The following is a 16,798-nucleotide window of genomic DNA, read 5'->3' on the forward strand; positions in this document are numbered from 1 at the left end:
GATGCACGCCCCCGTCAAACCCTCTGCGTCGCCATCCGCTCCGATCCGCCGTCCCGCTGGCCTCACGCTGGCCCTGCGCCTCGCCTGGCGCGACCTGCGCGGCGGCCTGCGCGGCTTCGGGGTCTTCATCGCCTGCCTGGCGCTTGGCGTCATGGCGATCGCCGCGGTGTCCTCGGCCTCGCGCGGCCTGAGCGAAGGTCTCGGCCGCGAAGGCCGGCGCATCCTCGGCGGCGATGCCGCCTTCAGCCTGATCCATCGCGAGCCGACCGCCGAGGAACACGCCTTCCTCGCCCGCCATGGCAAGGTTTCGACCATCGCGACCCTGCGCAGCATGGCGAATGCCGGCGAGAAGGGCGCGGCCCTGGTCGAAGTCAAAGCCGTCGACGGCTCCTATCCCAGCATCGGCGAATTGCGCACCGATCCGGCCCAGCCGGCCGCCGACCTGCTCGGATTGCGTGATGGCGTCTATGGCGGCATCGCCGATCCCGTGCTGTTCGGCCGGCTCGACCTGAAACCCGGCGACACCGTGCTGATCGGCTCGGCCCGGGTGCAATTGCGCGCCAATCTGACCTCCGAGCCCGACAAGATCGCCGCCGGCGTTGGCTTCGGCCCGCGCCTGATCCTCTCGCAGGAGGCGCTGCGGGCCTCCGGCCTGCTCCAGCCCGGCAGCCTGGTACGCTGGACCGCCCGCGTCCTCCTCCCCGATGGCGCCAATACCGATGCCGCCCTCGAGGCCCTCCTCGCCAGCGCCACGCGCGAACAGCCGAATGCGGGCTGGGAAGTCCGTTCGCGCGGCAATGCAGCGCCGAACTTCCAGCGCAATATCGAGCGCTTCACCCAGTTCCTGACCCTGGTCGGCCTGACCGCGCTCCTGGTCGGCGGCGTCGGCGTCGCCAATGCCGTGCGCCGCTTCGTCGAGGCCAAGCGGCTCGACTTCGCCACGCTGAAGGCGATCGGCGCCACCGGGGGCCGCGTCGTCGCCATCCATCTCACCGAGGTCATGCTCGTCGCCGGCTTCGGCATCGCGATCGGGCTCGCGCTCGGCGCCGGCGCGCCCTTCGCGCTTGGCTATATGCTCGCCGACATCCTGCCTCTGCCCTTCGAGCCGACGCTCGCCCCGGCCGAGCTCGCCGTCGCGGCGCTCTACGGACTACTGACCGCGCTGGTCTTCGCCATCATCCCGCTCGGCCGCGCCCATGACGTCCCGGTCTCGGCCCTGTTCCGCGACCAGATCGAGCCGGACCGGCGCCGGCCGCGCTGGATCTATCTCGCGCTCTTCTTCGCGGCGCTCGCCGGCCTCGTCGGCGTCGCGCTCGTCTTCGCCTATGACCGGCGCATCGCGCTGATCTATATCGGCGCCGCCGGCGGCGTCTTCCTGCTGCTGCGCCTGATCGCCTGGGGGCTGATGGCGCTGGCTCGCCGCGCCGGGCGCCCACGCCAGCCGGCGCTGCGCATGGCGCTCGCCAACACCTATCGCCCCGGTGCCCTGACACCCTCGCTGGTGCTCTCGCTCGGCCTCGGCGTCGCGCTGCTCTCGACCCTCGCCTTCATCGACGTCAGCCTGACCAGGCAATTGACCCAGTCGCTGCCGCAGAAGGCGCCGAGTTTCTTCTTCCTCGACATCCCCAATGCCCAGGCGGCGGAATTCGATCGCTTCCTCGCGCAGCAGCGCCCCGGTGCTCATGTCGAGCGCGTGCCGATGATGCGCGGACGCATCGTCAGCGTGAACGACGTCCCGGCCGAGCAGATCAAGGCCAGCGAGCAGATGGCCTGGGTGCTCGAGGGTGACCGCGGCATCACCTATTCCGCTTCCATGCCCGAGGCTTCCAGGCTCGCCTCGGGCGAGTGGTGGCCGGAGAACTATCGCGGCGAGCCGCTGGTCTCCTTCGATGCCCGCGCGGTCGAGGGTCTCGGCCTGAAGCTCGGCGACAAGCTGACTGTCAACGTCCTCGGCCGCAACATCAGCGCCCGCATCGCCAATTTCCGCGACATCGAATGGCGCTCCCTCGGCATCAACTTCGTCATGGTGTTCTCGCCGAACACCTTCGCCGGCGCGCCGCACACCAACCTCGCCACCGTGACCGACAAGGACGCGACGCCTGCAACCGGCGATCCCGCGTTGATGCGCCAGCTCGCCATCGCCTTCCCGGCGGTGACGGCGGTCCGGGTCAAGGACGCGCTGGAGGCGGTCAACACCATCGTCGGCCAGCTCGCCGGCGCGATTCGCGGCGCCTCCGCCCTCGCCATCAGCGCGAGCCTGCTGGTTCTGGCGGGTGCTCTGGCGGCCGGACAGCGGGCGCGGCTCTATGACGCGATGATTCTGAAGACGCTTGGCGCGACCCGCCGCTTCATACTTTCGTCGTACGTCCTCGAATACGCAGGTATCGGCGTCGTTTCCGCCCTGTTCGGACTGCTGGCAGGTGCCGCAGCCGGCTGGGGCGTCGTCACGCAAGTGATGAAGATAGATTTCGTCCCCGATCCAACGGGCGCCATCATCGCTGCGACTGCAGCTGTCGTGGTCACCGTCGTGTTCGGATTGATCGGAACGCTACAAATACTATCGAAGGCGCCCGCTTCTCATCTGAGGAATTTATGAGTTCTGACTCATCGCGATCAGTCATAAACATGAACGAACGGTAATGTTGCATCGTCTAGCGACCGAATTTCTATGTCGACGGCGGCGCTAACCATGCTTGCCTCTTGTAAGGTGGCGTGATCCACCTCATATTTCGCGATGTCGCGACATTGGTGCGCGGCGGTGGGTGTCGCAAGGGCGACGTCCGCCAGGCAAAGTTTCAAGGGGAACTCTCTCCATGAGCGATTTCGACCGCAACGCTCAGGTCTGGGGCGCCGGCCGCGCCCAGCAGACCAGCGCCGTCGAGGTGGACCAGGGCCTGCGCTCGTTCATGCTCGGCGTCTACAACAACATGAGCATCGGCCTGGCCATCACCGGCCTGATGGCGATCGGCATCTCCATGCTGGCGATCGCCGGCTACTCGCCTTCGGGCAAGGTCACCGCGCTGACGCCGCTCGGCCAGGCGCTCTACCTCAGCCCGCTGAAGTGGGTGGTGATGCTGGCGCCGCTGGCCTTCATCTTCTTCTTCTCGTTCAAGGCCGAGAGCATGAGCTCCTCGACCGCCCGTGCCATGTTCTTCGCCTTCGCGGCGGTGATGGGCATCTCGCTGTCGTCGATCTTCGTGGTCTTCACCGGTGAATCGATCGCCAAGGTGTTCTTCATCACCGCGGCCTCCTTCGCTGGCCTGAGCCTGTTCGGCTACACCACGAAGAAGTCGCTGTCGGGCATCGGCTCGTTCCTGATCATGGGCCTGATCGGCCTGGTGATCGCCTCGGTCGTGAACATCTTCCTGGCGTCGAGCGCGCTCTCCTTCGCCATCTCGGTGATCGGCGTGCTGGTCTTCGCCGGCCTGACCGCCTGGGATACGCAGCGCCTGAAGGAAATGTACCTGTACTCGGACCTCGACTCCGAGTCGGCCGCGAAGCTCTCGGTGAACGGCGCCCTGTCGCTCTACCTGAACTTCGTCAACATGTTCCAGATGCTGCTCTCGCTCTTCGGCTCCAAGCAGGAGTGAGTCGGGCGACAGCCTAGGAAATACGAAGCCCCGGCCTCACGGCCGGGGCTTTTTTGTTGGGCCGGTCGATGCGTCGTCAGATGCGTCGTCAATGGCTGACAAAAGCGCGAGTCGTCCCGGGCGTAGCGAAGCGAAGACCCGGCCCCCATGCCGGAACCTCAGTCGGCAAGGCTCCGGAATGGATCCCGGATCGGCGCCGCGGAGCCTGTCCTTCGGCCGGCCAAAGGCCGGACCCGAGGGCGGCTTGTCCGGGATGCCCCAAAAACCAACGGCTCGCCAATGACCGCCGCCGATCTCAGTTGACCACGCTCAACCGCTTGTCGAGCACCTTGAGCACCCGCCCGAGCTCGGCACCGCGCTTCAGGATCAGCCCCGTCGCGGTCACCACCGAATAGGCGCCCTGGCGCCGGGCCAGCGACGGATCCTTGACGATCCGGTAAAGCGGCACCTCGGCCGTGCGCCGAAAGACCGAGAACTGCGCCTTGTCGCGCAGGAAATCGATGGCGTAGTCGCGCCATTCGCCGGCCGCGACCATGCGGCCATAGAGGTTGAACAGCTCGTTCAGCTCGCGCCGATCGAAGGTGACCGAGGAGGGCGCGGCAGCCGGAAAGGCGACGACCGCGCCCGCTCGCTGACCTGGCGGAGTTTCGCTTTCGCTCATCGCGCCTCCTGTTCGTTACCGGCGATTATCCGGCAAGGGATGATGCGCCCGCCCTCCGGCGCTGGCAAGGGCGCTGCAAGACAGATTGATGACGACCCCATCGCGATCATCAGTCTTGCCGCGATTGCCATGATTTCGCCGCGCTTGCGCCAAGCGAGCGCCCCGTTGCGGCGCTCAACTCCGAATCGTTGCCTCGACGGCCCGGCCTGTCCGGTTCCGGACACGTCAGCCCCCCAGCCCCTCCGGCGCTGCGGCGGGCCGGGCCAACGAGTCGAGGCCAACTCACGGCTGGCGGTTTCCGCCGGCCGTTTTTCTTTGGCTGCAAGTCAGCGTGACGCGCCGTGATATTCGGGATTCGGCCGCATATCGACGGCCGAGGCGATCCGATTCGACATGTTGTAGAAGGCCGCGACGGCCCCGATGTCCCAGATGTCGCGCTCGCCGAAGCCGGCCTTGCGCAGGCTCTGCCGGTCCTCCTCCTCGATCTCGTGCGGCCTTTCCGTCAGCTTCACCGAGAAATCGAGCATGGCGCGGTGACGGGCTGAGAGCTGCGCGGCGCGGTAATTCATCACCATCATCTCGCCGAGGACGGGGTCGCCGGAGAGCTGGCGCACCGCCTGGCCATGCGCCGTCAGGCAGTAATAGCAGCGGTTCACGCTGGAGACCGCGACCGCGATCATCTCACGCTCCAGCTTCGACAGGCCGGACGGGGCCAGCATCAGGTCGTTGTAGAAGGCGGCGAAGGCCTGAAGCTTGGCGTCGTCATGCGCATAGGCGGTGAGCACGTTCGGGACGTAGCCGAGCTTCTCCTCGCATTTGGCGAAATAGGCCTGCATCGGCTCGGAAAGCTCGGCTTGCGGCAGAGAGAGCGCCATCACGGCGGGCGGCGCGTCCTGCTTCGCAGGCTGCTCGCCCACCATCGCTTTGTCATGCTTCTTCGTCATCTCTGCACTCCTTGCGTCGATATCCGCGCGGATCGGGCACGACTTGCCGCGTCCGCGCCATATTGGTGCAATCTGGCTGCTGGCATCCGACGAAAGTTGCAGCAGCCGGTGAGCTATGTCATCGCTTCGGCAAAATAGCAGGGGGAAGAAGACTATGGCCAAGCGCGAAGCGAATGCCACGGCTGCAGCCGTCACCGCGATCGAGGCTGCTGCCCGCGAGCTCGGTTCGGCGATGCCCGCAGACTTCCCCAAGCTGCTCTATGGCCGCACCGTCGCCGAGGATCTCGTTGCGCTGCCACCGGAACTGCTCGTTCGTGCCGCCGATGCCGCCTATGCCCATCTGAGCGGCAAGCGCAAACCCGGCGAGCCCAATCTGCGCTTCCGCGACGAGGCGGTGAAGCAGGACGGGCGCGAGCGCCAGATCACGATCCTCGAGGTCGTCAACGACAACAAGCCGTTCCTGCTCGATTCGACCCTGGCCGAGCTGAGCGAGCAGGGCTACGAGCCGCGCCTCGTCGCTCACCCGATCCTCGCCGTGGTGCGCAAGGACGACGGCACCTTCCAGTCGCTCGCCGGCGAGGCCTCCGGCCGCGCCGTCGAAGGCACCCGCCGCGAGAGCCTGATCCATATCCATCTCGACCGGATCGACACCGCCGAGGCGCGCGAGCGGCTCGCCGCCGGCCTCGCCCGCGTCTATGTCGATGTCGGCCTCGCCGTCGACGACTGGGCCGCGATGCGCGGGCGAATCACCGAGGTGATCCAGTCCTACCGCGCCAATCCGCCGCCGCTGCCTGAGGACGAGGTCACCGAGGCCCTGAACTTCCTCGAATGGATCGCCAGCGACAACTTCACCCTGCTCGGCGTGCGCGCCTATCGCTTCGCCGGCGGCGACACTGCTGCCGACCCGGTCGATTCCTCCGGTCTCGGCATCCTGCGCGACCCCGATGTCCGGGTGCTGCGCAAGAATCGCGAGCTCGTCGTGATGACGCCGGAGATCCGCGCCTTCCTGGCCAAGCCGCAGGCGCTGATCATCACCAAGGCCAACGTCAAGAGCCGTGTCCACCGCCGCGTCCATCTCGACTATGTCGGCGTCAAGCTCTTCACCCCCGACGGCCGCCTCGACGGCGAATTGCGCATCGTCGGCCTGCTCACCTCGAACGCCTATACCGGCAGCGCCCGCTCGATCCCCTATCTGCGCCTCAAGGTCGCGCGCGTGCTCAAGAGCACCGGCTTCGACCCGTCGAGCTATTCCGGCCGCGCCCTCTACAACGTCCTCGACGCCTTCCCGCGCGACGAGCTCTTCCAGATCGATGTCGAGACGCTGGAGCGCTTCGCCCTCGACATTATGCAGCTGACCGAGCGGCCGCGCATCCGCGCGCTCGCCCGCGCCGACGAGTTCGACCGTTTCGTCTCGGCGCTCGTCTTCATCCCGAAGGACCGCTACGACACCACGGTGCGCCGGCGTGTCGGCGAGTTCCTCGCCGGCATCTACCAGGGCCGTGTCTCGGCCGCCTATCCGGCCTATCCGGAAGGGCCGCTTTCTCGCACGCACTACATCATCGGCCGGGACGAGGGCCGCACGCCCAAGGTCGACCGCAGCACGCTGGAAGCCGGCATCGCCGCGATCGTCCGCACCTGGAGCGACGGCCTCAAGGACGCGCTCGACACGCAGAAGGCCGGCCCCGCCGCCCGCTCGCTCGCCGAGCGCTATGCCGAGGCCTTCGGCGCCGCCTATCGCGAGCGCTATTCGGCCGAGGATGCGCTGGTCGACGTCGACATGCTGCAGAAGCTGTCGGATGAGCGCCCGCGCGCGGTCAATCTCTACCGCCGCGAGGGCGACGGAGCGACCCGCGCCAACCTCAAGCTGTTCTCGCGCGGCGCCGCGATCTCGCTCTCCGAGCGCGTGCCGATGCTGGAGAACATGGGCTTCCGCGTCGTCAACGAGCGCACCTTCAACATCACCCCCCAGCAGAATGGCGGGGCGGGCAACGACACCCGCGTCTGGCTGCACGACATGACGCTGGAGCGCGCCAGCGGCGGCGAGATCGATATCGAGAACCTCGATCCGACGATCGAGGCGGCGCTGATGGCGCAGTTCCGCGGCCTCACCGAATCCGACCGCTTCGACCAGCTCGTCCTCGCCGCCGGCCTCGCCTGGCGCGAGGCGGCGCTGCTGCGGGCGCTCGGCCGCTATCTGCGCCAGGTTGGCGCGCCCTATGCACAGGACTACATCGCCGACGCGCTGACCCGCCATTCGAGTATCGCCACCGGGCTGGTGAAGCTCTTCGTCGCGAAATTCGATCCGCATCTCTCCGAGAAGAAGCGCGCCGAGCAGATGAAGGCCGAGCGCGAGCGCATCGAAGCCGCCCTCGCCGACGTCACCAGCCTCGACGAGGACCGCATCCTACGCCGCTTCGTCAACCTGATCGACGCGACGCTGCGCACCAACTTCTTCCAGATCGGTCCCGACGGGCATCCGCGCGGCACGATCTCGTTCAAGCTCGCCTCCGGCCAGGTCGACGGCATGCCGCTGCCGCGCCCGCTCTACGAGATCTTCGTCTATTCGCCGCGCGTCGAAGGCATCCACATGCGCTTCGGCAAGGTCGCGCGCGGTGGCCTGCGCTGGTCGGACCGGCCGCAGGATTTCCGCACCGAGGTGCTCGGGCTGGTTAAGGCCCAGCAGGTCAAGAACGCCGTCATCGTCCCCGTCGGCGCCAAGGGCGGTTTTGTGCCCAAGCAGCTGCCGCCGGCGAGCGACCGTCAGGCCTGGCTGGCCGAAGGCACCGAGAGCTATCGCATCTTCATCCGGACCTTGCTTGAGCTCACCGATAATCTCGACGGCGAGACGATCGTCCCGCCGCCGGACACGGTCCGTCATGACGGTGACGATCCCTATCTCGTCGTCGCCGCCGACAAAGGCACCGCGACCTTCTCCGACACCGCCAACGCGCTCTCGGCCGAGAAGCATCACTGGCTCGGCGACGCCTTCGCCTCGGGCGGCTCGCAGGGCTACGACCACAAGGGCATGGGCATCACCGCCCGCGGCGCCTGGGAGGCGGTGAAGCGGCATTTCCGCGAGATGGATGTCGACATCCAGACGACGCCCTTCACCGTCGCCGGCGTCGGCGACATGTCCGGCGACGTCTTCGGCAACGGCATGCTGCTCTCGCCGGCGATCAAGCTTGTCGCCGCCTTCGACCATCGCGACATCTTCCTCGACCCCAATCCCGATTCGGCCAAGAGCCTGGCCGAACGCCAGCGTATTTTCGCCCTGCCGCGTTCATCCTGGGCCGATTACGACAAGTCGCTGATCTCGAAGGGCGGCGGCATCTTCTCACGCCAGGCCAAGAGCATCGCGCTCTCGCCCGAAGCCCAACAGGCGCTCGGCTTCGACAAGGCGCAGGTCACCCCGGCCGAGCTGATGACCGCGATCCTGAAGGCGCCGGTCGACCTGCTCTGGTTCGGCGGCATCGGCACCTATATCCGCGCCAGCGACGAGAGCGACGCCCAGGTCGGCGATCGCGCCAATGACGCGATCCGCGTCACCGGCTCCGATCTGCGCGCCAAGGTGATCGGCGAGGGCGCCAATCTCGGCGCGACCCAGCGCGGCCGCATCGAGGCGGCCCGCAACGGCGTGCGGCTCAATACCGACGCGATCGACAACTCGGCTGGCGTCAACACCTCCGACGTCGAGGTCAACATCAAGATCGCGCTCGCCGACCCTGTCCGCGACGGTCGCCTGCCCGAGAAGAAGCGCAACGCTTTGCTGGCTGAGATGACCGACGAAGTCGGCCTGCTCGTCCTGCGCAACAACTACCTGCAGACGCTGGCGCTCTCGCTGACCGAGGCGCAGGGCATCCAGGCGACGCCGCATCTGCGCCGGCTGATGGTCCAGCTCGAGGAGGATGGCCGGCTCGACCGCGGCGTCGAGTATCTGCCGTCGGACGCCGTGCTGATCGAGCGCGAAAAGCGCGGCGAAGGCCTGACCCGGCCGGAGCTCGCCGTGCTCCTCGCCTATGCCAAGCTCGCCCTGCACGACGCGCTGCTCGAATCGGCGATCCCCGACGACCCCTATCTCAAGAGCGAGCTCATCCGCTATTTCCCGCAGCCGCTGCGCGAGGGCTATGGCAAGGAGATCGCCGGCCACAGGCTGCGCCGCGAGATCGTCGCGACGCAGCTCGCCAACGCCATCATCAATCGCGGCGGCCCGGCCATCGTCTCGACGCTGGCCGACCAGACCCGCGCCGAGGCGCCGGCGATCGCGGCGGCCTATGCCGTCGCCCGCGATGCCTTCGACCTGATCACGCTGAACGGTGCCATCGACGCGCTCGACGCCAAACTGCCGGGTAAGACCCAGACCGGGCTCTATGCCGCCGCGCAGGAGCTGGTCGTCGACCGGATGCGCTGGTTCCTGCGCCGTGGCGTCGCCAAGCCCGGCGCGATCGAGCAGACCGTGGCGCACTACGCCAAGGGCGTCGCGGCGCTGGAGGGCGCACTCACCGAATTGCTACCGGAAGCGGCGGCGCAGGCGCGCAATGCCCGCATCGCCGCGCTGACAGCCGACGGCGTGCCCGAGGCACTCGCGGTGCGCGTCGCCAGCCTGCCCTGGCTCGCCGAGGCGACGGATATCGTCGACATCGCCAGCCGGACCAAGCGCGACATCGTCGAGGTCGCCCGGATTCATTTCGGCACCGATTCGGTCTTCGGCTTCTCGACCCTGAGGTCGGCTGCCGCGGCCGTTCCCGCGACCGACGATTACGAGCGCCTCGCCCGCCAGCGCGCGGTCGAGACCCTCACCGATGCCCATGCCGGGCTGACCCAGGAGATCGCTACCGGCAAGTCGGGTCCGGACGCGCTGAAAGACTGGCTGGCGGAGCGCGGCGCCGATGCCGAGCGCACCCGTGCGACCGTCTCGGCCATTGCCATGTCGGGTCTCTCCCTGCCAAAGCTGATGGTGGCGGCCGGCATGCTGGCCGATCTGCCGCGCAAATAAGGTCTGGAGAGAGTTTGACGATGAACGCGGACGAGGAAAGCATGGTGCCGGCGGCGACCCGGATCGACCCGAAGCTGCTGGAGATCCTCGTCTGTCCGATCAGCAAGGCGACGCTGGAATACGATGCAGCACGTCAGGAGCTGATCAGCCGCGCCGCCAAGCTGGCCTACCCGATCCGCGACGGAATCCCGATCATGCTGCCGGAAGAGGCGCGGCAGCTGGAGGGGTAGTGCCGGTAGTGCTGCGCGTCATTCTCGGGCGAAGCGAAGCGCAGACCCGAGAATCTCATGACGAGGGAGTGCCGCTTCGAGCCTCTTCCGGCCTGAGATGCTCGGGTCAAGCCCGAGTATGACTGGTAGTGCCTACAGCATCTCGCCCTTGAGCAGCCGCGGCGTCGGCCCGGCGAGCCCGGCCGCCTCGCGAATGAAGAAGCGCTTCAGCCCCGGCATGCGCTCGACCAGGCCGAGGCCGAGATCGCGCGCCAATCGCAACGGCGTCGAATCGTTCGAGAATAGCCTGTTGAGCCCGTCGGTGACGACCCCCATGGCGACAGTGTCGAAGCGCCGGCCCTTCTCATAGGTTTCCAGCACCTCCGAACCGCCGACATCGAGGCCGAGCCGGGCGGCATCGACGATCGCCTCGGCCAGCGCCGCCACGTCCTTCAGCCCGAGATTGAGCCCCTGGCCGGCGATCGGATGGATGACATGCGCGGCGTCGCCGAGCAGCGCCAGCCGCTCGCCAACAAAACGGCGCGCCACTCCGAAAGAGAGCGGATAGGCGCCCGGACGGCTCTCCATGGCGATCTCGCCGAGCTCGAGGCCGAAACGGCGCTCGACCTCGAGCAGAAGATCGCTGTCGTCGAGCGCGAGCAAGGCCGGGACGTTCTCGCTGCGCTCCGTCCAGACGATCGAGGAGCGATGGCCGAGCTTGCCGCCATCCGCCAAAGGCAGGATCGCGAACGGACCCGACGGCAGGAAGTGCTCGACCGCCCGCCCCTCATGCGGCCGCTCATGGCCGATGGTCGCGACGATCCCCGATTGCGGATAGGACCAGCCGACCCAACCGATGCCGGCCTGCTCGCGCAGTTTCGAGCGGGCGCCGTCGGCCGCGACCAGCAGCGCCGCATCCAGCTTTTCGCCGTCGGCGAAGGCAATGGCGATCGTGCCATCCTCCTCCGTGCCGGAGCGGACGCCTTCGGCCCGCAGCTCGACGCCGTTCGCGCGGGCGACCTGAAGCAATGACGCCATCAGTGCCCCGTTCTCGACCATATGGGCGAAGGGCTGGCCGGGCTCGATCTCGCCGTCGAAGGTCAGGAACACCGGCCGCACCAGATCGGGCGTCCGGCTGTCGGTGATGACCATCTCGGTCATTGGCGTCGCAGTGGCTTCCGCCAGACGCCAGATGCCGAGCGCCTCCAGCATGTTGCGCGCCGCCGCCGCAACCGCATAGGCGCGATCGTCGGCGCGCGGCGGTCCGGCGAGCGTGGGGTCGGCGACGATCACGCGAAACCCCTCGCCCAGCGCCTGCTTCAGCGCGACCGCCAGCGTCAGCCCGGCGACGCCGCCACCGGCGATGACGATGCGCTGGCTCGCGCCCTCGGAACTTTGCGCCATGGTTGTCCTCGCATCGCGCCGCTTGACGCGGCCGGATCGCTCGTTGCTGATGCAACACTCCGCCGTCTTGCCCATAGCCGGCCCGGGCCGCAAGCCCGCGCCGCGCCGGTTTTCCAGCCGATGAACCCAGCCGCGAACACTCTGCTCCCGATCTTCGATCTCGAACCGCTCGGACACAACCGGTTCCAGGGTCGCAGCCCCGACAATGGCTGGACCCGCGTCTTCGGCGGCCAGGTGATCGGCCAGGCGCTCTACGCCGCCTGCAAGACGGTCGAGGAGCGCCAGCCCCATTCGCTGCACGCCTATTTCATGCTGCCGGGCGATCCGACCATCCCGATCGTCTACGAGGTCGAGCGGCTGCGCGACGGCGGCTCGTTCTCGACGCGGCGCGTGCTGGCGCTGCAGAAGGATGCAGCGATCTTCGCGATGTCGGCCTCCTTCCAGATCGCCGAGCCCGGCTACGACCACCAGATGCCGATGCCACCGGTACCGACGCCCGACGAGTTGCCCGATCGCGACGGCATGGAGCGCGACGTGCTGCCGCACATGCCAGAGGCGGTGCGTGCCTATTACCGGCGCGAGCGACCGATCGACATCCGCCCGGTCGAGTTGAGCCGCTACGCTGCGGGCGCTCCGCGCGAGCCGAAGTTCAACGTCTGGGTCAGGGCGGCGCAAAAGCTCCCGGATGAGCCGGCGCTGCACCAGAGCGTGCTCGCCTACGCCTCCGACCTGCTGCTGCTCGATTCCAGCCTGATCGCCCATGGCACCAGCGTCTTCGACCGGCGGGTCCAAAGTGCCAGCCTCGACCATGCGATGTGGTTCCACCGGCCCTTCCGCGCCGATGACTGGCTGCTCTATGCTCAGGACAGCCCTTCTGCCTCGGGCGCGCGCGGCTTCTCGCGCGGTCTGATCTTCGACCGGGACGGGCACCTCGTCGCCTCGGTCGCGCAGGAAGGCCTGATCCGGCCGCGGCCCGACCGCGCTTGAGCGGACAAGCGCCTGCTTTCGCGGCATCTGCCTAATTCTTGATCATTATAAGCCGCTGAGCCCCGCCTGATCATGGCGGAATCGCGGCATTGCCCGCTCGCGCGCCACATCCACCGGTTGGCACGGGCCTTGAAAGGCTCCCTCCGACGCGCCTGCTCGAAATGGGCGCGAGAGGCGCAACGACGTCGCTTGGATCGCGGTCCGAGGGCGCACAAGCGGGGGTAACCCAGCCATGAAGATCGTGATGGCCATCATCAAGCCGTTCAAGCTGGAGGAGGTGCGCGACGCGCTCACCGCCATCGGCGTGCACGGGCTGACCGTGACCGAAGTGAAGGGCTATGGCCGCCAGAAGGGCCATACCGAAATCTACCGCGGCGCCGAATACGCCGTGAGCTTCCTGCCCAAGATCAAGATCGAGGTCGCCGTCACCGACGATCTCATCGCCAAGGTGATCGAGGCGATCACCGCCGCCGCCCGCACCGGCCAGATCGGCGACGGCAAGATCTTCGTCTCGTCGATCGAGAAGGCCGTGCGCATCCGCACCGGCGAGACCGACGGCGACGCCCTTTGATCCCCGACCTTCCCAGGAGTTTCTCGATGAACAACAAGACCCTTAACCGGGCCGGGCTGGTCGGACTGGCCTTCGCCGCGATGGCCGGCGCCGCGCTGGCGCAAACCCCGGCTGCACCGCCTGCCCCCGTGCCCAACAAGGGCGACGTCGCCTTCATGATGAGCTCGACGATCCTCGTGCTCCTGATGACGATCCCGGGCCTCGCTCTGTTCTATGGCGGCCTCGTGCGCGGCAAGAACATGCTCTCGGTGCTGACCCAGGTCTTCGCCATCGTCTGCATCGTCTGCCTGATGTGGATCATCTTCGGCTACTCGCTCGCCTTCACGAATGGCGGCGGCCTCAACGACTTCGTCGGCGGCTTCTCCAAGGCCTTCCTGCGCGGCGTCGACGGCAACTCGGTCGCCGCGACCTTCTCCAACGGCGTCGTCATTCCCGAATACGTCTACATCGCATTCCAGATGACCTTCGCCTGCATCACGCCGGCCCTCATCGTCGGCGCCTTCGCCGAGCGCATGAAGTTCTCGGCGCTGCTGCTCTTCACCGTGCTCTGGGTCACCTTCATCTATTTCCCGATGGCCCACATGGTCTGGTACTGGGGCGGTCCCGACGCGGTCGGTAACGCCGCCAAGGCAGTCGCCGAGGCTGGCGCCGACGGCAAGGCTGCGGCCCAGGCGGCGCTCGACGCGGTCAATGCCGATGCCGGCATGCTGTTCAAATGGGGCGCGCTCGACTTCGCCGGCGGCACCGTCGTGCACATCAATGCCGGCATCGCGGGCCTCGTCGGCTGCATGCTGATCGGCAAGCGCATCGGCTTCGGCAAGGAGCTGATGGCCCCTCACTCGCTGACCATGACCCTGATCGGCGCTGCCTTGCTCTGGGTCGGCTGGTTCGGCTTCAACGCCGGCTCCAACCTCGAAGCCAACGGCACCGCCGCGCTCGCCATGATCAACACCTTCGTCGCCACGGCGGCGGCGGCTGTGGCCTGGCTCTTCGTCGAATGGGCGGTCAAGGGCAAGCCTTCCATGCTCGGCATGGTCTCGGGCGCGGTCGCCGGCCTCGTCGCCGTCACCCCGGCCGCGGGCTTTGCCGGCCCGATGGGCTCGATCGTCCTCGGCCTCGTCGCCGGCGCGGTCTGCTTCGTCTTCTGCTCGACCGTGAAGAACGCGATCGGCTACGACGACTCGCTCGACGTCTTCGGCATCCACTGCGTCGGCGGCATCATCGGCGCGCTGGCGACCGGCATCCTGGTCAACCAGGCGCTGGGTGGCGCAGGCATCCCCGACTACTCGACCAAGCCGGGCGAGCTCGTCGCGGCGACCTACGAGTTCGGCACGGCCTTCATGGCCCAGCTCAAGGCGGTGCTGTTCACGCTGGTCTTCAGCGGCGTCGGCTCGGCGATCCTCTACAAGATCGTCGACGTGATCGTCGGCCTGCGCGTCGCCCCCGACCAGGAACGCGAGGGCCTCGACATCGCCGAACATGGCGAGCGCGCCTATCACGACTGAGCGCAGCCCATCTTGCTCGATGCATCGCCCCGGCGGGACACCGCCGGGGTTTTTCTTTGCCCGTACTCAATCGCGGCTTTCGACCCGGTCGAGCACGATCTCAAGCACCTGCACCGCTTCCGGCAATTCGATCAGGAACTCGGCGTCGCGGTCGAGATGATGGATCCTGCGCGGATCGGGCCCGGCAAAGCGCGACATCGCCTCGACGCTCTCCCAATAGGAGATCGTCACGAACTCGCTCTCACCGGCGCGGTCCTCGCGGAACATCTGCGCGCCCAGCGCCTTCCTGGCCAGTGGTTTGACGCCGACCTCACGCAGGTACGCGGCATAGGCATCGGCCTTTTCCGGCACGGTGCGGCCGCGCCAGATCCGGGCAATTCTCGCGATCCTGTCGTCGCCATCGGCCATTTCGCCCTCCTTGCGGTTGCTGCCCAAAAAAATGCGGCGGCCGGGGCGATCGTTCCCCGAACTGCTGACAACACGCGGCGGCAGCGCAAGGTTAAGCGGGCCTTAACCGGACCTTCCTAACCTGCCGGTTCGATAGGGCGGCTCTTGCCGCCTTCCTGACCGACGCCCGCAGACCACGGCCCGATGCGCACGATCCGACGCTCCTCATCGCTGATCGACCGCCTGCCCGATCCGGTGCGCGAGTTCCTGTCGCGCCGCGCCGCCGAGATCGCCGGCATGGCGATGCTCGCGCTGATGATCGCGGTCGCCGCCGCCCTCGCGACCTGGTCGGTCGACGATCCCAGCCTCAACAACGCCACGCGCGGCACCGTGCACAATTTGCTCGGCCGTCCCGGTGCGATGATCGCCGACCTCGCCATGCAATTGCTCGGCCTCGGTGTCGTCGCGCTGCTGCTACCGCCGCTGCTCTGGTCGCTCCGGCTGATCCGCTTCCACCTTTTTGACCGCAGCGCGCTCAAGCTCGTGCTCTGGGTCGTCGGCATCGTCTCGAGCGCCGCGGTGGCGAGCGCCCTGCCGGCGACGCCGCGCTGGCCGCTGCCGACCGGCATGGGCGGCGTCATCGGCGACGCCTTGCTTCAGGGCACCCGCAACATCGTCGGCCTCGGCGGCACCGCGCTCGGCGGCCTCGTCGCCTTCGTCTTCGCCGGCATCGCCATCCTCTCGGTCACCGCCGCCGCGGGCTTCGGCTTCGTCACCGACGAGGACCCCGATCCTGACCAGGACGACGAAGCTTTCGCCGATGGCGAGGAGCGCCGCGACGACGAGCCGGGCTTCTCGGTCATCCTGATCGGCTGGGTCGCCCATGGCGCCATGGCGCTGAAGGCCGCGATCCTGCGCCGCCTGCCGCGCCCGCCGCAGCCGGCCTCCGCCAGCGCCAATGCGATGCCCGTGCCGGCCCAGACCGGCCGGGTCCGCCGCGAGCCGAACTTCACCGGCGATCCCGAAGCCTACCGGTCCCCTGTCGTCGCGCCCGAGCTCGTGCGCCCCGCTGCTACCAAGGCGGCACCGAGCGCCCGGCCAGCCTATGACGACGATGACGAGCCGTTCGAGACGCAGGATTTGCGCGACCTCAACGCGCCGCGCGTCGCTGCTCCCGTGCGCGCCCCCAAGCCCGGCAAGCGCCTGTCGCGCGAGGCGCAGCCCTCACTGCTCGACCGCGAGGGCTTCGAGCTGCCGCCGCTGACCTATCTGGCCGAGCCGAAGAAGATCCTCGCAAACGCCATCTCCACCGACGCGCTGGAGCAGAACGCCACTCTGCTTGAAGGCGTGCTCGAGGATTTCGGCGTCCGCGGCGAGATCAGCCAGGTTCGCCCCGGCCCGGTGGTCACCTTGTACGAGCTGGAGCCCGCCCCCGGCACGAAGTCGTCGCGGGTGATTTCGCTCGCCGACGACATCGCCCGCTCGATGAGCGCGGTGTCGGCGCGTGTGGCGGTGGTGCAGGGCAAGAACGCGATCGGCATCGAGCT

Annotated in this window: 12 protein-coding genes; 8 read left to right on the forward strand and 4 right to left on the reverse strand. The window is 67.8% G+C overall.

Annotated elements, in window-relative coordinates; genetic code table 11:
• The first annotated feature begins 1 nt into the window (after position 1).
• Positions 2 to 2,596: an ABC transporter permease gene (locus tag BMZ69_RS27880; protein ID WP_092163124.1), complete on the forward strand. Its 2,595-nt coding sequence runs from the start codon at positions 2 to 4 to the stop codon at positions 2,594 to 2,596.
• Positions 2,597 to 2,813: 217 nt separating this feature from the next.
• Positions 2,814 to 3,590 (forward strand): Bax inhibitor-1/YccA family protein, encoded by a 777-nt coding sequence (locus BMZ69_RS27885; RefSeq protein ID WP_092163126.1) that lies wholly within the window; start codon positions 2,814 to 2,816, stop codon positions 3,588 to 3,590.
• A gap of 295 nt (positions 3,591 to 3,885) precedes the next feature.
• On the opposite strand, the gene BMZ69_RS27890 is transcribed toward BMZ69_RS27885, so the two are convergent.
• Together BMZ69_RS27890 and BMZ69_RS27895 are read right to left on the reverse strand one after the other, a co-directional pair.
• Positions 3,886 to 4,251, reverse strand: coding sequence for a DUF2794 domain-containing protein (locus tag BMZ69_RS27890; protein ID WP_092163128.1), 366 nt, complete (start codon positions 4,249 to 4,251; stop codon positions 3,886 to 3,888).
• Between the two features lie 326 nt (positions 4,252 to 4,577).
• Positions 4,578 to 5,126 (reverse strand): peroxidase-related enzyme, encoded by a 549-nt coding sequence (locus BMZ69_RS27895; protein WP_092163151.1) that lies wholly within the window; start codon positions 5,124 to 5,126, stop codon positions 4,578 to 4,580.
• Positions 5,127 to 5,349: 223 nt separating this feature from the next.
• Here BMZ69_RS27895 and BMZ69_RS27900 point away from each other — a divergent pair, with 223 nt between their 5' ends.
• On the forward strand, positions 5,350 to 10,188 hold the full coding sequence (locus BMZ69_RS27900) for an NAD-glutamate dehydrogenase (protein ID WP_244543580.1): 4,839 nt from the start codon (positions 5,350 to 5,352) through the stop codon (positions 10,186 to 10,188).
• Positions 10,189 to 10,208: 20 nt separating this feature from the next.
• The gene (locus tag BMZ69_RS27905) at positions 10,209 to 10,418 is read left to right on the forward strand and encodes a Trm112 family protein (RefSeq protein ID WP_244543581.1); all 210 of its coding nucleotides are present in this window, start codon (positions 10,209 to 10,211) and stop codon (positions 10,416 to 10,418) included.
• A 132-nt stretch (positions 10,419 to 10,550) separates the two neighbouring features.
• Here BMZ69_RS27905 and BMZ69_RS27910 read toward each other — a convergent pair whose 3' ends face one another.
• Positions 10,551 to 11,801: a ubiquinone biosynthesis hydroxylase gene (locus tag BMZ69_RS27910; protein WP_092163153.1), complete on the reverse strand. Its 1,251-nt coding sequence runs from the start codon at positions 11,799 to 11,801 to the stop codon at positions 10,551 to 10,553.
• Between the two features lie 120 nt (positions 11,802 to 11,921).
• Here BMZ69_RS27910 and tesB point away from each other — a divergent pair, with 120 nt between their 5' ends.
• The 3 genes from tesB to BMZ69_RS27925 all read left to right on the forward strand — a co-directional run bounded on the left by tesB (position 11,922) and on the right by BMZ69_RS27925 (position 14,864).
• Positions 11,922 to 12,788, forward strand: a complete 867-nt coding sequence (gene tesB / locus BMZ69_RS27915; protein WP_092163143.1) for an acyl-CoA thioesterase II — start codon at positions 11,922 to 11,924, stop codon at positions 12,786 to 12,788.
• 232 nt (positions 12,789 to 13,020) lie between these two features.
• Complete coding sequence (locus tag BMZ69_RS27920; protein ID WP_092163144.1) at positions 13,021 to 13,359, forward strand: P-II family nitrogen regulator; 339 nt, start codon at positions 13,021 to 13,023, stop codon at positions 13,357 to 13,359.
• An 80-nt stretch (positions 13,360 to 13,439) separates the two neighbouring features.
• Positions 13,440 to 14,864, forward strand: a complete 1,425-nt coding sequence (locus BMZ69_RS27925; protein ID WP_244543585.1) for an ammonium transporter — start codon at positions 13,440 to 13,442, stop codon at positions 14,862 to 14,864.
• Positions 14,865 to 14,930: 66 nt separating this feature from the next.
• Here BMZ69_RS27925 and BMZ69_RS27930 read toward each other — a convergent pair whose 3' ends face one another.
• Positions 14,931 to 15,272, reverse strand: a complete 342-nt coding sequence (locus BMZ69_RS27930) for an antibiotic biosynthesis monooxygenase family protein (protein WP_092163146.1) — start codon at positions 15,270 to 15,272, stop codon at positions 14,931 to 14,933.
• Positions 15,273 to 15,455: 183 nt separating this feature from the next.
• Between BMZ69_RS27930 and BMZ69_RS27935 the strand changes: the two genes are divergently transcribed.
• A partial coding sequence (locus BMZ69_RS27935; protein ID WP_175507012.1) for a DNA translocase FtsK 4TM domain-containing protein occupies positions 15,456 to 16,798 on the forward strand: 1,343 nt, incomplete at its 3' end.

Source organism: Allobosea sp. CRIB-10 (assembly GCF_900112185.1).
GTDB lineage: Bacteria > Pseudomonadota > Alphaproteobacteria > Rhizobiales > Beijerinckiaceae > Allobosea.

What these genes read in the sequence shown, in the direction of transcription:
- BMZ69_RS27880 (WP_092163124.1), top strand. Translation starts at nt 2, where the DNA reads ATGCACGCCCCCGTCAAACCCTCTGCGTCGCCATCCGCTCCGATCCGC.
- BMZ69_RS27885 (WP_092163126.1), top strand. Translation starts at nt 2,814, where the DNA reads ATGAGCGATTTCGACCGCAACGCTCAGGTCTGGGGCGCCGGCCGCGCC.
- BMZ69_RS27890 (WP_092163128.1), bottom strand. Translation starts at nt 4,251, where the DNA reads ATGAGCGAAAGCGAAACTCCGCCAGGTCAGCGAGCGGGCGCGGTCGTC.
- BMZ69_RS27895 (WP_092163151.1), bottom strand. Translation starts at nt 5,126, where the DNA reads ATGGCGCTCTCTCTGCCGCAAGCCGAGCTTTCCGAGCCGATGCAGGCC.
- BMZ69_RS27900 (WP_244543580.1), top strand. Translation starts at nt 5,350, where the DNA reads ATGGCCAAGCGCGAAGCGAATGCCACGGCTGCAGCCGTCACCGCGATC.
- BMZ69_RS27905 (WP_244543581.1), top strand. Translation starts at nt 10,209, where the DNA reads ATGAACGCGGACGAGGAAAGCATGGTGCCGGCGGCGACCCGGATCGAC.
- BMZ69_RS27910 (WP_092163153.1), bottom strand. Translation starts at nt 11,801, where the DNA reads ATGGCGCAAAGTTCCGAGGGCGCGAGCCAGCGCATCGTCATCGCCGGT.
- tesB (WP_092163143.1), top strand. Translation starts at nt 11,922, where the DNA reads ATGAACCCAGCCGCGAACACTCTGCTCCCGATCTTCGATCTCGAACCG.
- BMZ69_RS27920 (WP_092163144.1), top strand. Translation starts at nt 13,021, where the DNA reads ATGAAGATCGTGATGGCCATCATCAAGCCGTTCAAGCTGGAGGAGGTG.
- BMZ69_RS27925 (WP_244543585.1), top strand. Translation starts at nt 13,440, where the DNA reads ATGGCCGGCGCCGCGCTGGCGCAAACCCCGGCTGCACCGCCTGCCCCC.
- BMZ69_RS27930 (WP_092163146.1), bottom strand. Translation starts at nt 15,272, where the DNA reads ATGGCCGATGGCGACGACAGGATCGCGAGAATTGCCCGGATCTGGCGC.